Origin of the sequence: Streptomyces sp. NPDC007983, from assembly GCF_042958345.1 — a bacterium.
Taxonomy (GTDB): domain Bacteria; phylum Actinomycetota; class Actinomycetes; order Streptomycetales; family Streptomycetaceae; genus Streptomyces.
This window is the reverse complement of sequence record NZ_JBIBJI010000043.1, coordinates 15,345-29,738: the sequence shown is the minus strand read 5'-3', so window position 1 is coordinate 29,738 and position 14,394 is coordinate 15,345. Positions and strand designations below refer to the sequence as shown.

11 protein-coding genes and 1 pseudogene are annotated in these 14,394 nt (G+C 65.9%); 5 read left to right on the top strand and 7 right to left on the bottom strand.

What is annotated here, in order from left to right:
* Positions 1 to 154 (top strand): annotated as a pseudogene (locus ACFZCY_RS44965) (IS5/IS1182 family transposase); the annotation flags it as partial.
* 124 nt (positions 155 to 278) lie between these two features.
* Here the strand turns inward: ACFZCY_RS44965 and ACFZCY_RS44960 are convergent.
* The 5 genes from ACFZCY_RS44960 to ACFZCY_RS44940 all read right to left on the bottom strand — a co-directional run bounded on the left by ACFZCY_RS44960 (position 279) and on the right by ACFZCY_RS44940 (position 6,544).
* Complete coding sequence (locus tag ACFZCY_RS44960) at positions 279 to 1,658, bottom strand: hypothetical protein (protein ID WP_391187544.1); 1,380 nt, start codon at positions 1,656 to 1,658, stop codon at positions 279 to 281.
* On the bottom strand, positions 1,658 to 2,881 hold the full coding sequence (locus ACFZCY_RS44955) for an N-6 DNA methylase (RefSeq protein WP_391187552.1): 1,224 nt from the start codon (positions 2,879 to 2,881) through the stop codon (positions 1,658 to 1,660). The genes ACFZCY_RS44960 and ACFZCY_RS44955 overlap by 1 nt, the downstream gene beginning before the upstream one ends.
* 343 nt (positions 2,882 to 3,224) lie before the next feature.
* Entirely contained in the window at positions 3,225 to 5,144 is a 1,920-nt protein-coding gene (locus tag ACFZCY_RS44950) for a tetratricopeptide repeat protein (RefSeq protein ID WP_391187550.1), read from the bottom strand.
* 502 nt (positions 5,145 to 5,646) lie between these two features.
* Positions 5,647 to 6,282, bottom strand: a complete 636-nt coding sequence (locus ACFZCY_RS44945) for a DUF6879 family protein (RefSeq protein WP_391187542.1) — start codon at positions 6,280 to 6,282, stop codon at positions 5,647 to 5,649.
* The gene (locus ACFZCY_RS44940; protein WP_391187539.1) at positions 6,275 to 6,544 is read right to left on the bottom strand and encodes a hypothetical protein; all 270 of its coding nucleotides are present in this window, start codon (positions 6,542 to 6,544) and stop codon (positions 6,275 to 6,277) included. The genes ACFZCY_RS44945 and ACFZCY_RS44940 overlap by 8 nt, the downstream gene beginning before the upstream one ends.
* Positions 6,545 to 6,875: 331 nt before the next feature.
* Between ACFZCY_RS44940 and ACFZCY_RS44935 the strand changes: the two genes are divergently transcribed.
* Positions 6,876 to 7,526, top strand: a complete 651-nt coding sequence (locus ACFZCY_RS44935; RefSeq protein ID WP_391187537.1) for a hypothetical protein — start codon at positions 6,876 to 6,878, stop codon at positions 7,524 to 7,526.
* Positions 7,527 to 7,693: 167 nt separating this feature from the next.
* A complete protein-coding gene (locus tag ACFZCY_RS44930; protein ID WP_391187535.1) occupies positions 7,694 to 8,839 on the top strand; it encodes a 7-cyano-7-deazaguanine synthase in 1,146 nt (381 codons plus the stop codon).
* A gap of 29 nt (positions 8,840 to 8,868) precedes the next feature.
* Here the strand turns inward: ACFZCY_RS44930 and ACFZCY_RS44925 are convergent, their stop codons facing one another.
* The gene (locus ACFZCY_RS44925; protein ID WP_391187533.1) at positions 8,869 to 9,753 is read right to left on the bottom strand and encodes a DUF72 domain-containing protein; all 885 of its coding nucleotides are present in this window, start codon (positions 9,751 to 9,753) and stop codon (positions 8,869 to 8,871) included.
* Positions 9,754 to 9,894: 141 nt separating this feature from the next.
* Between ACFZCY_RS44925 and ACFZCY_RS44920 the strand changes: the two genes are divergently transcribed.
* The gene (locus ACFZCY_RS44920) at positions 9,895 to 10,566 is read left to right on the top strand and encodes a lytic polysaccharide monooxygenase (protein WP_391187531.1); all 672 of its coding nucleotides are present in this window, start codon (positions 9,895 to 9,897) and stop codon (positions 10,564 to 10,566) included.
* A gap of 120 nt (positions 10,567 to 10,686) precedes the next feature.
* A complete protein-coding gene (locus ACFZCY_RS44915) occupies positions 10,687 to 11,544 on the top strand; it encodes a hypothetical protein (RefSeq protein WP_391187528.1) in 858 nt (285 codons plus the stop codon).
* Positions 11,545 to 11,600: 56 nt separating this feature from the next.
* Here ACFZCY_RS44915 and ACFZCY_RS44910 read toward each other — a convergent pair whose 3' ends face one another.
* Positions 11,601 to 13,205, bottom strand: coding sequence for a DNA/RNA helicase domain-containing protein (locus ACFZCY_RS44910; RefSeq protein ID WP_391187548.1), 1,605 nt, complete (start codon positions 13,203 to 13,205; stop codon positions 11,601 to 11,603).
* Positions 13,206 to 14,394 lie beyond the last annotated feature (1,189 nt).

Sequence of the window (14,394 nt, the reverse complement as noted above, 5' to 3'; positions counted from 1 at the left end):
GAGCGGAACACCGTCGAGCGGCTCATCAACAAGTTGAAGGCATGGCGCGGTATCGCGACTCGATACGACAAGACGCCCGAGAGCTACCTCGCCGGGCCTCCACCTCCGTGCCTCGATGATCTGGATCGACGACCTCCTGAAGGCAACTGGCTGATCACAACATCACACAGGCCCTAGCAGCACGTCCGTCGGACCAGCTCGGCGTTTCTATAAGAGGTGTGGGCTACGATCCCTCACTGGGGAAGGCCACACGGAAGAAGGCATACGGAGATAAAACCTCACTCCTCACCTTCCTCCACCACGCTATCGGCGAGTGAAGCCTCGAGCCCAAACACCGCGGTCGCAAAGTTGTCGATTGCGTTCCGGCGAATTTCGCTAGCTCTTCCAGCGTCTACATTTGCTCGCGCGATACTTTTTTTATGGGCAGCAGCAAGCTCCTGCTGTACATCCAATGGGGCAGCGGGAATCGGCGCCCGCCCGACCTTTCCTGAGCCAATATGCCATAGTGATCCTGTGGTCGTCGTGGCATTCTCAGAGAAGTAGCGCCGACCAGGAATACTATTGAACCATGCCATAGCGAAGTAAGGGTCAAGATCACCATGTGGCCGTGCCCGAACTACACTGTTCTGAATGATCGTCTCATCGTCACGCTCCCAAACTGCGGCGCGCCCGACCTCGGTCTGTGAATTACCCTCGACAAAAAGCACATCATTGGGCTTCAGTCGCAGGGACTCCGCGGTCGACGGCGTTACGTACATTCGCTTTACGTCGATGGTTGAAAACCATCCTCGCTGAACGTTCGCAGCTCGCAAATAGGGACGCTGCACCATGCCGTCACTCACAGCGCCGCGACGCGGAACCTGGCAGCCGAGCCTGATCTCTGCGTGCCGCTCGATCGGCTCGAACGGGTATGCCGAAGTCATCGCATTGCCCGCGGATTCAACATCCCACCGATCGAGCGCAGAGAACTTCGCAACAGATGTCAAACCATCAGGCAGGGAATTCTCTATCATGCTGATGCCAAGTTCAGAGCAGAACTTTTCATCTGCAGCTATCCGGGTCGCGCCTGCAGCAGCTTCTGTCTCCTCTGCGGCACGCATCGCTGAATCGTACTCAGCAACGATGCCCGCCTGCGTAGCCTTGTCAGGAACAGGCACATGGAGATCGAGTAGATCACTAACGTATAGGCGATTACGACTTACCGCAGTGCTACCTGTCGAACGTGCAAGCATGATGGGCGCGAAGGCGGGAGATCCTAGAATTAGATTAAGGAAGGCGGGCAATACGAGATCAACATTGACCTCGAATTGAGGAAATTCGTTTGACACGACAACGCCGGCCATTTCTTCACCGACAAGCGCGAATGCTGATTTCCACCCGAACAGACGGTTGTACACAATTGAGCCGGGGATGAGAGGGTAGCATTTCGCACTGATCTGGTCAGGCATGCGTTCTTCACGCACAAACACTCCCTTGCCGTACCAACGGACGCCGGCGAATCGTACAAATTCGCCCGGCCCCGGCTCGTAGGCCGACGGAGTAAGTGGCGTAAGTAGCTCAGCTAGCGGTACAAGCGGCCAGCTGTCTCCGGTCATCATCGCGCCGGGGACTACCCACGTTTGTAGATCGCGCCAGTGGACGATCTCAATGACCGTCATCAGAATCCGTCCTCGGAGGAATTGCGTACGCGCCAGGGCTTGAAGCGACGGAGCTCAGTAAGCACCTTCGGTAGGTCATTGGGCACGTGCGTCCCGGTTTCCCCTGTTGCGGTGATACCAACTTTTGAGGGCGCGGCCATGAACACTTCATAATCGAAATGCTCGCGAACATGGGCCCACATCGCGGCAGTCTGGGCGACGTCAAGCTCCCTTAGCGTGTCGCGAAGTTCCTTCTCCGCCGCTTTTACCGCTTTGCTATGCACCTTGAGCGCGGCGGTGAGCTCTTTCTTGAGAGTTGCGGCTTCTCCTACAGCACGACCATGCCACTTCGTGTTACCGATCTTCGTTGTGTCAGCATTGCACACAAGCTCGTTGTTGGGGACGCGCGTGTAAGCTTCAAACTTGCGCACAACCCCCAGAGCCTGCAGTTTCTCAATCAGTTCGATCACGTCAGGGGCGCCGTTTGCAGTGAGCGCCTTCCAACCGATCTCATTGAGCGCCGCCTGTCGCTGCGCGTCATACTCCGGGTTAGTTGCTACCGCAGCAGCCGTCCACGCATTATCCCAAACTTCGATGTCCTTGTCGGTAAACTTCTGCAGGAACACGATTGATGCGGACACACTTGCCTTCGAGAACTTGAACGTCTCAACTGGCAACGCAACGACGCCGCATAGATAGGCGTTTCCCTCAGTCCATCGACGCAGCCAACCGAGGGAGACTGCGTTGAGATTCCCGTTAGGGAGGATGATGGCAGCGCGACCACCAGGCTCAAGAAGACGCAGAACACGCTCCACGAAGAGAACCTCTGTCTGTCGGCTCTTCTTGCCTCGCCCAATCTCAAATGTATCGAGAATTGGAGAATGGCGAGCCTGCACGACGGCACGGTGTCCAGCCTGCCAATTATCGCTGTAGCGCTCCGTCTGTCGGCGGCTATATTTCAAGTCGTCAGGAACGTCGCTTTCACGAGTGGCGCCTACCAACTGGGCGTTAGTCACCGTAGCACCGAACGGAGGGTTGGTGACGATTACACGGAAGCGCCCTTCCCAGACTGCGTTGATATTCACGAGTCCGTCGTGTGCATGAATGCCGCCATGACCATCTCCATGCATGATCATATTCATCTTTGCGGTTCGCGCGGCACGCGGTTCCTTGTCGGTCCCGTAGATGCACTGACGGGCAAGCTTGCCGACGCGCGTCTCTGCAGGTTGGCCATCCGGACTTATTGGGATTAGATCAGCGTTGAGGTCAGCGAAGGCCTCGTCGATCCGCTGATCTCTCTCCGCGAGTTGATCTTCAGTAGCATCCTTGGAATAGTCGCCACTGATGGCCTGAGTCAGGGGCCGCGACCCTGCGTATCGAGGTCGCGGATTGCCGGGACGAGCGGCTTCCCCGGTCGGCCAACGTCACGCCCCCAGGCGCCGACGACGAGCATGGGCGAGGTCTGCTTCTCATCCATTCGCTGGCGACGCGGTGGGGGGTCGATCCCAGGCATCCGTGCGGCAAGACCGTGTGGGCCGAGATCCAGCTCAGTGCCGGTTCCTCGGCCGACTGCGGCCGACTGCTGATTCAGCCTGCCTCGGTCAGTTTGTGTTCGATGGTTTCGCGCGCCGCTGCTGACCGTGGGTCGCTGAAGTCGGCGAGAAGTGTCATGGCCTGTGCCCAGTGTCGGCGGGCCTCTTCCGAGTTTTCGACAGCCGAGGCCAGGCCGTCCAGGGCCAGGGCCTGGGCCTGGTGCCACGCATCGCCGAGATCGCGATGTGCCGAGGCGGCCTGGCGGTGGAAGTCGGCTGCCTCGACAGGGCGTCCGAGGCAGCGGTAGACCTCGCCGACGCCCTGCCAGGCCAGCGCCTCTCGGCCGCGGTCGGCCAGGCGGCGGTGCAGCGTGGCGGACCGTTGGTAGGAGGTCAGGGCCTCGGCGTACTGGCCGCTTGCCTGCTGGGCGGCACCGAGCGTCAGCAGCCAGAAGCCCTCCAGGCGCAGGTTGCGGAGGCTGAGGGCGATGTCGAGGGCAGCCTGCGCCGAGAGCAGGGAGGCCTCGACGTCCCCCTGCTCGCGCTGGACCTCGCTCAGGACGCGCAGGATGTTGCCCTCACCTCGCTGATCGCTGAGGGCTCGGTGCGCTGCCAGCGCCTGGTCGATGGCCGTGATCGTCTCCGGGAGGCGGCCGGCGCGGTAGTGGGTGGTCGCGAGGTTGGACAACGCGGTGGCGGCCCAGTGGGTGGCGTCCTGGTCCTGGAAGGCGGCGATGGCCTGCTCGAAGTGGTGGGCAGCGGAGTCGAGTCGTCTGGTGCGGAGGTGGTTCAGCCCGATCAGGTTGAGCGAGCGTGCTTCGCCCAGGCGGTCGCCCAGGTCGCGTCGGATCGTGAGCGCGTTCTCGTGGCATTCGAGGCTGTCGGCCAGGCGGTTGAGCCGAGTGTGGGCCATGCCGAGGTAGGTGTGGAGTGCGCCTTGTGCGGCGCGGTCCCCCAGCCGTTCAGCCGCCTTCAGTCCGATGTGGCCCGCGGACGGCCAGCTCATACCGGAAGCGGAGGGGAACTGGGCGTTCCACAGGACTGCGGCCAACTGCCACGCCAGCCGGTCGTGCCCGGCATCGGCGGCCGTACGTACGGCCTGGAGGAGGTTGTCGTGCTCGCGCTCGGCCCAGTCCACGGCGGCGTCGTAGTCGGGGAACGTCAGCGGGGTGATGACTTCCGAGGCAGGCGTGAGGGGCACGCGGTCCTCGGCGGGGTTGATCCAGCTCTGCGCACCATCGGCGGTGTGCAGGTACCACTCCAGCACGCGGCGCAGGGCGGCTTCCCGCTCGGCCGGCGGCTCCTCGTGCTGGGCCTGGTCGATGGCGTAGGCACGCAGCAGATCGTGGAACTGGTAACGGTCCGGGGCGGTCTGCTCCAGCAGGTGGGCACCGACCAGGGAGTCCAGCAGCTGACGGGAGCGGCTGATGCTGGTCGTACCGGCCAAGGCCGCGGCAGCCCGTAGTCCGAGCTCGGGTCCGGGGTGCAAGCCGAGCAGTCGGAACAGGCGGGCTGCCGGCTCGGGGAGGGCGCGATAGGACCATGCGAAGACGGTGCGGATGGCTTCGGCTTCCTCGTCGTCGCCCGTGCTCAGGGCGTCCCAGAGGGACGATTCGTCGCGCAGGTCGGCGATCAGGTCGTCAAGCCGTAGGTGGGGGTGGCTGGCGGCACGTTCTGCGGCTATGCGCAGGGCGAGTGGAAGGCGTGCGCATAGCCGGGCCAGTTCGGCGAGTTGCCCTTCGTCGTCGGCCGGTCGGTATCCCGCGGTCACGGCGCGCAACAGGGCAACCGCCTCCGGCTCCGGCAGCACGCCGAGGGTGAGACGGCGGGCCCCGTCGCGGACGGCGAGGCCGGACAGGCGGCTGCGGCTGGTGACCAGCACCAGGCTGTGGGCGCTTCCGGGCAGTAATGGCCTGACCTGGCCGACGGTGGCCGCGTTGTCCAGGACGACCAGGACCCGGCGGTCGGCCAGCAACGAGCGGTACAGCGCGGCGGCCGCGTCGAGGTCCTGGGGTACGGATGCGGCCGGGACGCCGAGCGAGGTCAGCAGGCGGTGCAGGGCCTCGCGCGCCGCGACCGGCTCCCGGGGGTCGTAGCCGCGCAGATTGGCGTACAGCTGCCCGTCCGGGAAACGGTCGCGGGCCTGGTGTGCCCAGCGCAGTGCCAGCGAGGTCTTTCCGGCGCCGGCGGTACCTGCGATCACGTATACCGAGACGACGAGCGGACAGCCGTCCTCGCTGGTGAAGACGGCGTTCAACTCGGACAGCTCGTCGGTTCGGTTGACGAATCCGCCGACGTCGGCCGGTAACTGGCGCGGGACGGGGCTGGAGGGGTTGGCCGGGGCTGATGTCTGTGAGGTGTGGAAGTGGACGCCTCCGTGGACGTTTCTCGCCTGGACGACGTCACGTGAGGACCCCGACAGCTCGGAGTGGGTGTTGCCGAAGTGCTCGTCCTGTCCGTCTGGCGCTGCGATCGGCCTACTCCCCTTCTGCGCTCAGCTTCGGCGGGTCAAGGTGCGCCACCTCGCGGTCGAAGTAGGGGATCACGTCTTCGCCCGCGGCGTAGAGCGCCTTGATGTAGTTCTCCCAGCGCTCGACGAGGTCGGGGTCGGTGTAGCGGATCGCGCCGTTCGCGACTCCTGCCTCTGTGTAGAGGACCTGGAAGAGGGCGCGGCCGCCGAGCACGACCATTTCCGGGAGCGGCCCGGTGCTTTCCGAAGCGGCCACCTGTTCGGCGCGGACGATCCTGATCCGCTGCCCGTGCTCCGCGCGCTGCCGTTGCGAGTGGAGTTCCCACTGCACATACGGTGTCAGCGGCTTTTCGACCACCCGTACGCGGTGAAAGGCATACCCCCTGCTCTTCTCTTCCTGGGCGGCCGCGGCCAGGCTGTCGCGCCGGTCGGCGAGAAGCCGCAGCGCCTCCTCCCAGTCACCTCGGCGCAGGGCGTCCCGGCTCGGGCTGCCCTGCTCCTCGAAGTGCTGTCGGCGCTCCAGCTTCCAGGAACTCCCGTCCCGGATCGCGTCCTCCCGTTGCCGGAATTCCTGCTTGTAGGCGGGCCGGGTAAGCCGGTCGCCCTGCTCGGGGTCGAGAACGGGGGCGAGGAGATCAGGCATCAGAGATGTCCTTCTTCGCGGCGCTGAGCATGTTCCCGGGGATGACGACCAGCCGCTCGTCCGGGGCGAGGTGCACGCCTTGCGGCAGGCGGGTGCCGTAGGCGGTTGTGAGATCCCTGCCGATCACGGCCACATCACCGTTGTCGAGCTGCCAGATGTCCGGGCACTCATCGTTGCCGTCGGAGTTCCCAAGCTCTGCGGCCGACTTGCCCAGCCGACGCTCGAATAACGCGGACGGGTCGGCTTCCCAGGCGCGGGCCATGTCTGCCTCCGGGTGGGGTGGGCGGGCGCGCTATGGCTACCCACTGTATCCAGGGCCGCACCCGAAGGTGAGGGGTCGCCACGGTCGTCCCTCTGCTCCTGCGTGTCTGGTGCGCGCCCTGTCCACGACTTCGGTTTCTTGCTCTCCTGGAAGAGCAACCGTGCCGCTGGTCGGAGGGGACAGGTGAGGCATGGGTACGTCATCGCGGTGGCCGGGGCCCGGCGGCCGTACAGGAATAACGGGTGAATGGAGTGGCGCGAGCAGACGCGTTTCGGCCTGGCGGCCGGGGCATGACGACTCGGCGAGGCTGGACGACATCGCCGCGGAGCACTTGGCGGTACTTCACCGCACCCTTCGGGAGGAGCCGAGGGCCTTCGGCCTTTACGAGGCGGCCTGCGCGGCCGGGGATCGGCTGACCAGCGCCGTGGACGCCTGGGCACTGAGCCGGGACGGCGACGAATTCGCCGCCCGCTTCACCGCGGCTGTGGGAGGCGAAGGCGGCACCGTGGCGGACGCCGCCGTACGACGGGCCGCCGCGGCATCCGCCCGTCGCCTCCTGGAGCAGCACCCCGAGGCCGGTGCACCCGGCGGCAACGGCTTGTCTGGCGAGGTGTTCTGCCTGCTCTACCGGGGGTTCTTCGCCGATGTCGTGGCCGAGTTTCTCCGTTCCGCGGTCGCAGAGAAGGTCAAACTCGTGGTGCCGCTGCTGCCCGCGCTCGATCCCGAGGACCACATCGCCGACTGGATAGCCGAGCACGTGCTGAGCCTGGTGCCGGATCCGTGTGGAGAAGCCGCGCAGGGCACGGAGGCGGCGGAGAAGGCGGATCAATTCGCGTCAGCAATCGGGGATCCGATCGGTTCCCTGCGGCTTATCGGGCAGGGGCTCGTTCCCCGAGCGGCCGGTCGGGCGTTGGGGCTGCTCTCAGACGGACCGAGCAGGGATACGGACGGCACGGCGCACGAAGGGGACACCGCCGCATGATTGAAGCGCACGCCCGGTTCTTCTGGCTTTCCCATCCGGACGCCGAGGCACCGCCACCGCATTGGCAGTCCCTCCACGACGCCGTGTACTGGGAACGCTCGTCGCGCGGGCCGGACCGACGGCCGTTACTCGCCCCCGCTCCGGACTGGGCGGATGATCTCCAGCGGGTGGCGCGTGCCGTCTTCGCAGCAGACCGGTACACCCGCCGCGCCGACGGCTTCGACCGCTGGACGCGCCGCATCGCCCTCTCCATACCGGTCGCCCATCCCGAGCGGTGGGACCGTGCAGTGCCCGCCCTGACGGCCGTTCTCGGGACCGTGACGGGCGACCTATGGGAGGTCCTCTTCCGGCCCTTGCCAGGGAAGTCGAACCGGGAACGGTCCTTCACGTTCGCCGAGGACTGCGCCCACGATGTTGCCCTGTTCTCCGGCGGTCTCGACTCCCTCGGTTGGGCAGCCGAGCAGGCCAAAGTGTCTTCGCCCCACGCCTTGCTCCTCGTCAGCTTCGAGGAACGGAACTTCGAGGCGTTGCAGGATCGGGTGTACGGGGCCGTACGCGCTCTGCGGCAGCGGCCTATACGGCGTCTCACCCAGAGCCAGACGGTACGTAAACCACGTGGCAGCGGCATCGAGCTGGAACGCACCACCCGCTCACGCGGCCTGCTGTACGCGGCAACCGCCGTGCACGCGGCCGCGGCGGAGCGCATCCCCGTCGTCCACCTGCCGGAGAACGGTCAACTCGCCGTCAACCCGCCGCTGTCCGCGGCCCGGGCCGGAGCCTGCTCGACCCGCTCGGTGCATCCTTGGACGCTTCATCACCTTAATCGAGTGATCGCCGAGGTCGCGGAGCCTGAATCCGCGATACGCGTCGAGAATCCCTTCGCGGTGCTCACCAAAGGCGACGTCTGCGCGGTAGCGCGTGACGTGGGCCTGCCGCAGCGGGTGCTGGAGGCCACCCTGAGCTGCGGCACTCCCCCCGACCGTCATCCCGCCGGGCCCCCACTCGCCCACTGCGGCCTTTGCTACCCGTGCCTCGTGCGCCGCTCAGGGCTGCTGCGTGCGTTCGGGGAAGACCGCACGCCGTACGCGGCCGATCCCTGGGACCCGACATTGAACGCAGACCGTAGCCGCAACTGGTCGGCCCTGCGGCGATGGTTGGACACCGAGTGGAGCGTGCTCGATCTGGTCGCCGATGCTCCGCTGCCACCTGATGCCCAGCCCGCCCGGCTCGTGGAGGTGATCGAGCGAGGCAGGGAGGAGTTGCGGGCACTGATCGTGTGGGCGGACAGGAGGGCGCCGCGGAAAGCGTCGTGACCAGTGCCCGGTTCCATGCTCGGTTCCCGTCAGACCGAGCCCGTACGGCCGCCGAGCAGGCCACGCATCGACTCCGCGGCGCGGACGGCCGCGTCGGCGCAGCAGTTGTTGAACAGGGCGTGGACCTCGTCGGCTCGTTCGGCCATGCCGCGGAGGCGTGGGGCCCATTCCTCCAGTTCGTCGGCGGTGTAGGTGTGACGGAAGCGCTCCTCCTTGGTGCCGGTGCCCCAGGCCTTGTTGCGGCCGTGGAAGCGGGCCACCGCCAGGCGGGGTGAGGTGACGGGGGTGACCGGGGGTATGGAGGTGGGGAGCGTCTGGGTCATGTCCACGGCTACGGCCGACATGCCCCACTCTTTGAGCATCGCCTCGGTCCCGGCTCGCTCGCCTTCCTGCCACCAGCCGGGGTGGCGGAACTCCACGGCGACGGGCCACCCGGCCGTACGGCGCGCGCATTGGGCCAGGAACGCCTTCGACCGTGCGTCACCGGGGGCGAACCAGGGAGGGAACTGGAAGAGCAGGGTACCGAGGCGCCCCGCCTTCTTCAGCGGTTCCAGCGCTCCGGTGAAGCGTTGCCAGATGTCGTCAAGCAGTGCTGGATCGCGCCCTTCCCGGCGGCTGCCGGACAGGGCGGGACGCAGGTCGGCGGGCAGGGCGTTCGGCGTCGTCGGGTGGCCGGTGAGCAGGGAGAACGCCTTGACGTCGAAGCGGAAACCGTCCGGGGTGCGCTCGGCCCAGAGGGCGCTGTTGCGGGTGCTGGGCAGGGAGTAGTACGTGGCGTCGGCCTCCACCACGGGGAACTGGGCGGCGTAGTGCCGGAGTCTGCCCTCCGCGTCGCGCAGCCCTGGCGGGTACCAGCCGCTGGACAGCAGTGAGCGGTCCGTCCATGAACAGGTGCCAACCAGAATCTCACCCATGCCGTGCCGACTACCCCGGGTCAACCCGCGTCTAGCCCTGGACAGTTCGAGGTTTCGAGGGGCTGCTGTCGGGCAACCTGCGACATTGGGAGCGCTCCCACCCCTCCCACTCCCCCACGAACGATGGAGGAAGATCGCGCAATGATTTGTCATGGACGCACCATCTACTTACGCCGCTGGGCCTCTCGCGCCCTCGGGCTCCTGGCCGCGCTGCTGCTCGGCCTGATCCCCATGTCCGGCACCGCCAGCGCGCACGGATCGGTCATCGACCCCGCCTCCCGCAACTACGGCTGCTGGCAGCGCTGGGCGAGCGACTTCCAGAACCCGGAGATGGCCCAGAAAGACCCCATGTGCTGGCAGGCCTGGCAGGACAACCCCAACGCCATGTGGAACTGGAACGGCCTCTACCGCAACGGCTCCGCCGGCAACTTTCCGGCCACCGTCCCCGACGGGCAGCTGTGCAGCGGCGGCCACACCGAGGGCGGCCGCTACAACTCCCTCGACACCCCCGGTGCCTGGAAGACCACCAACATCGGCAAGAACTTCACCGTGAAGCTGTACGACCAGGCAAGCCACGGCGCCGACTACTTCAAGGTCTACGTCACCCGGCAGGGCTACGACCCCACCACCCAGCCGCTGAAGTGGAGCGACCTGCAACTGGTCACCACGACCGGCAAGTACGGCCCCAGCCAGAACTACTCGATCGACGTCAGCACCTCCGGCTACACCGGCCGCCACGTCGTCTACACGATCTGGCAGGCCTCGCACATGGACCAGACGTACTTCCTGTGCAGCGACGTGAACTTCTCCTGAGCCGCCGCCCCGTCCAGCCCCGCCGGAGGCATCGCCTCCGGCGGGGTTTGACTATTCGGCGGTCTTGTCCGGCGCTTCCGGGGCACTCGGTATCCCCAGTCGTTGAGAGGAGTTGGAGACATGACTCACTTAGCCAGCGGGATGCGGGCGGGCGCGATCGGTGCCGTGGGGCTCCTCGCGTGCGGTGTGCTGACCGCGTGTGGGAGCGACGGCGACTCCGGGGGCAAAGGCGGGAAGACCTCGTCGGCGGCCAGCGGTGGTGAGGGAGGCACGGCCGCGGTCCGTACCGCGTACCGCAAGACCGCCGAGGAGGAAACGGCGCGGATGACCCTCCGGACGGAGACCTCGGCCGCCGGGAAGTCGGCGGTCGCGCAGGGTGAGGGGGCCATCGACCTCGAGGACGGCGACAGCACCATGTCCATCAGCGCCGGTGGCCAGAAGGTCGAGCAGCGCGTCGTCGACCAGGTGGTCTACCAGAAGCTACCCGCCAAGCAGCGCGCGCAGGTGCCCGGCGACAAGCCGTGGATCAAGATCGATCTGGAGAAGGCGGCCGCCGAGCAGAACAGCGGCAGCAGCAACCAGATCAACGACCCCGCGCAGTCCGCGTCGTTCGGCAAGGGCATCACCGACCGGAACACCAAGAAGGTCGGCACGGCCACGGTCGACGGTGTGAAGACCACCCGTTACCGGGTCACCGTCGACATGGACAAGCTCTCCGGCGCCGCCGCGTTGAAGCGCCAGGTCGGTCCCACCGTCCCGATGGACGTCTGGCTGGACGACCAGGGCCGCATCCGCCGCCAGCAGATCACCATGGGCATCAAGCCCACGGACCGGTCGGACACGTCCGCCGCGCCGCGGAAGATGACGGTCCGCACGCTGATCGAGTTCTCCGACTTCGGCACCGAGGTCGAGCCGGAGGCCCCGCCGGCGGGGCAGACCACCGACATGACGGGCAAGCTGGGCAAGCGGCAGAGCTGAGCGGGCCCTGCCCACCTCAGGCTCCGGTTCTCGCAGCGAGTCGGCCCTGCTCATCATCAGACAGCCGGGGCTGCGGGCAGCAGGGTACGGAGATATTCCTGCGTCTCCGGATGTGTGGAGTAGAAGCGGGTGCCGTGTGTGCCGCGCGTCGCCAGTACGCGGTATGTGTTGAGGGCGTAGGTGAGGTATTCCTCGGCGGGTAGATTCCGCAGGGCGTCGTCGTAACTCCTTTCGGGGCGGGCCTGCCATCCGGAGGAGGTTCGTACGAGGTCGTCGCCGAGAATGACGGCGCTATAGTCGTACTCCATGCCCTGTGCCGTGTAGATGCATCCGATCTGCTGGTGGCCGCCGGGGTCGGTAGCCCAGAAAGCCCGCGCCGGCACGCCTTGGTCGTCGCCCGTCGTGTTGGACGCCCTGGAGTTCCACGGGCGTTCCCAGAGGTGTTCGCCCTTATCATCCTTCCAGTCGATACTGACCTCGGGGAGGAGAGGTGGCCTCTCGGGCGACTTCCAGGGCCAGCAGAATCCTGCCGTGATGCGAGCGCTACGACCGCTGTTGATGTGGGCGGCGGTCCAGTCTTCGAGCTGTCGCGGGTTGTCCGCGACAGCCAGGTCGTATTCACCGCCCGTCCATGCCTGCGGCGTGCCGTTCCGGCTGAAGAGGGAGTCGACCCACCGCTGATAGGCCTGAGAGCCGTTGCAGCGGAACTGGGTGGTCAGATCGATGGCGGTGAGACGGTGGCCATCGCGTGCCGCCAAGCGTTGTAGCTCGTCCAGGGTGGTGCCTTCGGTGGGACGGACGATCTGACGCTCATCGAGGAAGAGCACTGTGACGGCACATCGGTTGATGAGTTGATCGAGGACGAGAGGGAATTCGGATCGGCGTTGTCCGGGATAGGTATGCGCGCGGTGCACTTCGTCGACAAGGACGACGCTGTCGTTCGTAAGTCCGGCGGGCAAGCCACTGGTGAAGGTCTTGATCATGCCCTTCGACGCGTCACCCGCCGCACGGGTGAGCTGTTTGGAAAGGGCCGCGGAGGGACAGAGGAGACGGGGGTTCGCATGGGGTCGCCCGGCCAGTTCCGCGAACATCCGGAGGGCGATGGCGGTCTTGCCCGTGCCCGGCCCTCCAGTAACAACGACGATATGGCGGCGATCCTTCCGCTGCTCGGCGCCGACCGCGTCGAGGATGGTCAGGCGAGCGGTGTCCTGATCACCGATGAGGGGGAATCGGTCACTTCCGTTGATGTGGTCGGCAACGCGGGACAGCAGTTTCGCATTGGGGCGGTGCCGGGTGTGGAGGAACGTTTCTACTAGCGGGGCAGGAGCGAATTCGAGGTCAGCGCAGTCCAGCCGTGCGGCTATTTCGCGAGCGGGCAGGGATTCATCGAAATCCTTCCGACCCACGATCGGATACCGCGCGCTCGCACCTCCGGCGACAGCTTTGTGTAACGCAACGACGAGATCGGGGGCCGCGTTATGCAGGACGACGACTCCTCGTACCGTCAGGCCAAGGGAGTCACTGATCCAGTTGTCCAGGTAGTGCACATAGCCGCCTGCTTGTCGGGCCGGGTGTATGACTTGCCGGTCGCCCACATCAAGGAACAAGGGGCGGGAGGTGTCCCATGAAGCGTGCGTCCACTGCTTCAGTTCCACTACCACCGCGGTCAAGCTCGCTTCTCCTGCCCGGCGACCGAGCAGGAGGGCGTCAACCCGCTCGCCTGTTCCGGGTAGGGCGTACTCCAGCAGTACATGGAGATCACCCAGACCGGCCGCCATCAGCCCGTCGAGGAGCGCGGGCCAACTGCGCTCCCAGCTGAGCCGTTCGGCGTTTCCGGGTGGGGCGCCGTGGAGGGCCGCGAAGCGTCGCTCACAGTTCGCTATGAAGCCAGGCTCACGGATCCGTTCAGATGCTTGCACGACCGTCCCAACGAACAGTTGCAGGCCGCGATCCGTCCCAGCGCTTGCCGACACTTCAGTCCATCCCAGGCGAGCCCCCGAGCAACCCCAGGGGGCGTGAAAAGTCAGATCATATGCATGATGACATCCTGGGAGCGCCGTCGACGAAGGCGTCAGCCCAAGCGCGCATATCGCAGCAAACCAGTCAGGCGGAGTCCCTTTACTCGAGCGCTTCGATCAAGTTGACGAAAATTCTTGATCATATGCGAAAACGTCCTGTATCGTTTCGGACGTTCTTTTGGCAACGACAAGGCTTCCAGGGCCGACCTGGACACGCCTTCCCGCCTAGATGTGGAGCACATGCGTGCCTTCTTCTCCCCGCGACAGCCATCGCGTGACAGCGACTCGCCGTTCTCGGCTGTCGCCCTTCGGACAGCACCCAGGCAGCGGGACAGCGTAGGTCGGCCGATCCGCGCCCTCCCCACTTCTGCCTGACCCGATCTCCTCACCCGATGACTGCGTCCGCGCCATGGGGAAACGTTCCGTCCCGCTGGGCGACGCATGCGTCCGAAAGGATTGCCGTGCTGTCCTCCCCTCTTCTCCTCACCGTGTGCGTGACCGCGGTGGCAGCAGTGACCTGCTGCGCCGTTGTCTGCGTCACGCTCGGCATGATCGCCAACTCCGCACTCCGGGGGAGTCGTTCGACCGACCGCCCGCAGATCATTCAGGCATTGGCCACGGCCTTCCGCCACTTCCTGAGGCCGTGGTGGCGGCGCAGGTGAGGCCACCGGCCGTGGCGAGGAGCGGTACGTCGACGATGTATCGCTCCTCGCCCGAAGGACCGAAAGCACCACGAATGACCGAGCTAGAGTTGAGACCGAAATTCACGCGGCCCGCCGGGCTTCCGCTCCTCTCGGGCACCGCCCGTGTGGGGATCACAGGACATGCCCCC

What these genes read in the sequence shown, in the direction of transcription:
- ACFZCY_RS44960 (WP_391187544.1), bottom strand. Translation starts at nt 1,658, where the DNA reads ATGACGGTCATTGAGATCGTCCACTGGCGCGATCTACAAACGTGGGTA.
- ACFZCY_RS44945 (WP_391187542.1), bottom strand. Translation starts at nt 6,282, where the DNA reads ATGCCTGATCTCCTCGCCCCCGTTCTCGACCCCGAGCAGGGCGACCGG.
- ACFZCY_RS44940 (WP_391187539.1), bottom strand. Translation starts at nt 6,544, where the DNA reads ATGGCCCGCGCCTGGGAAGCCGACCCGTCCGCGTTATTCGAGCGTCGG.
- ACFZCY_RS44925 (WP_391187533.1), bottom strand. Translation starts at nt 9,753, where the DNA reads ATGGGTGAGATTCTGGTTGGCACCTGTTCATGGACGGACCGCTCACTG.
- ACFZCY_RS44920 (WP_391187531.1), top strand. Translation starts at nt 9,895, where the DNA reads ATGATTTGTCATGGACGCACCATCTACTTACGCCGCTGGGCCTCTCGC.
- ACFZCY_RS44915 (WP_391187528.1), top strand. Translation starts at nt 10,687, where the DNA reads ATGACTCACTTAGCCAGCGGGATGCGGGCGGGCGCGATCGGTGCCGTG.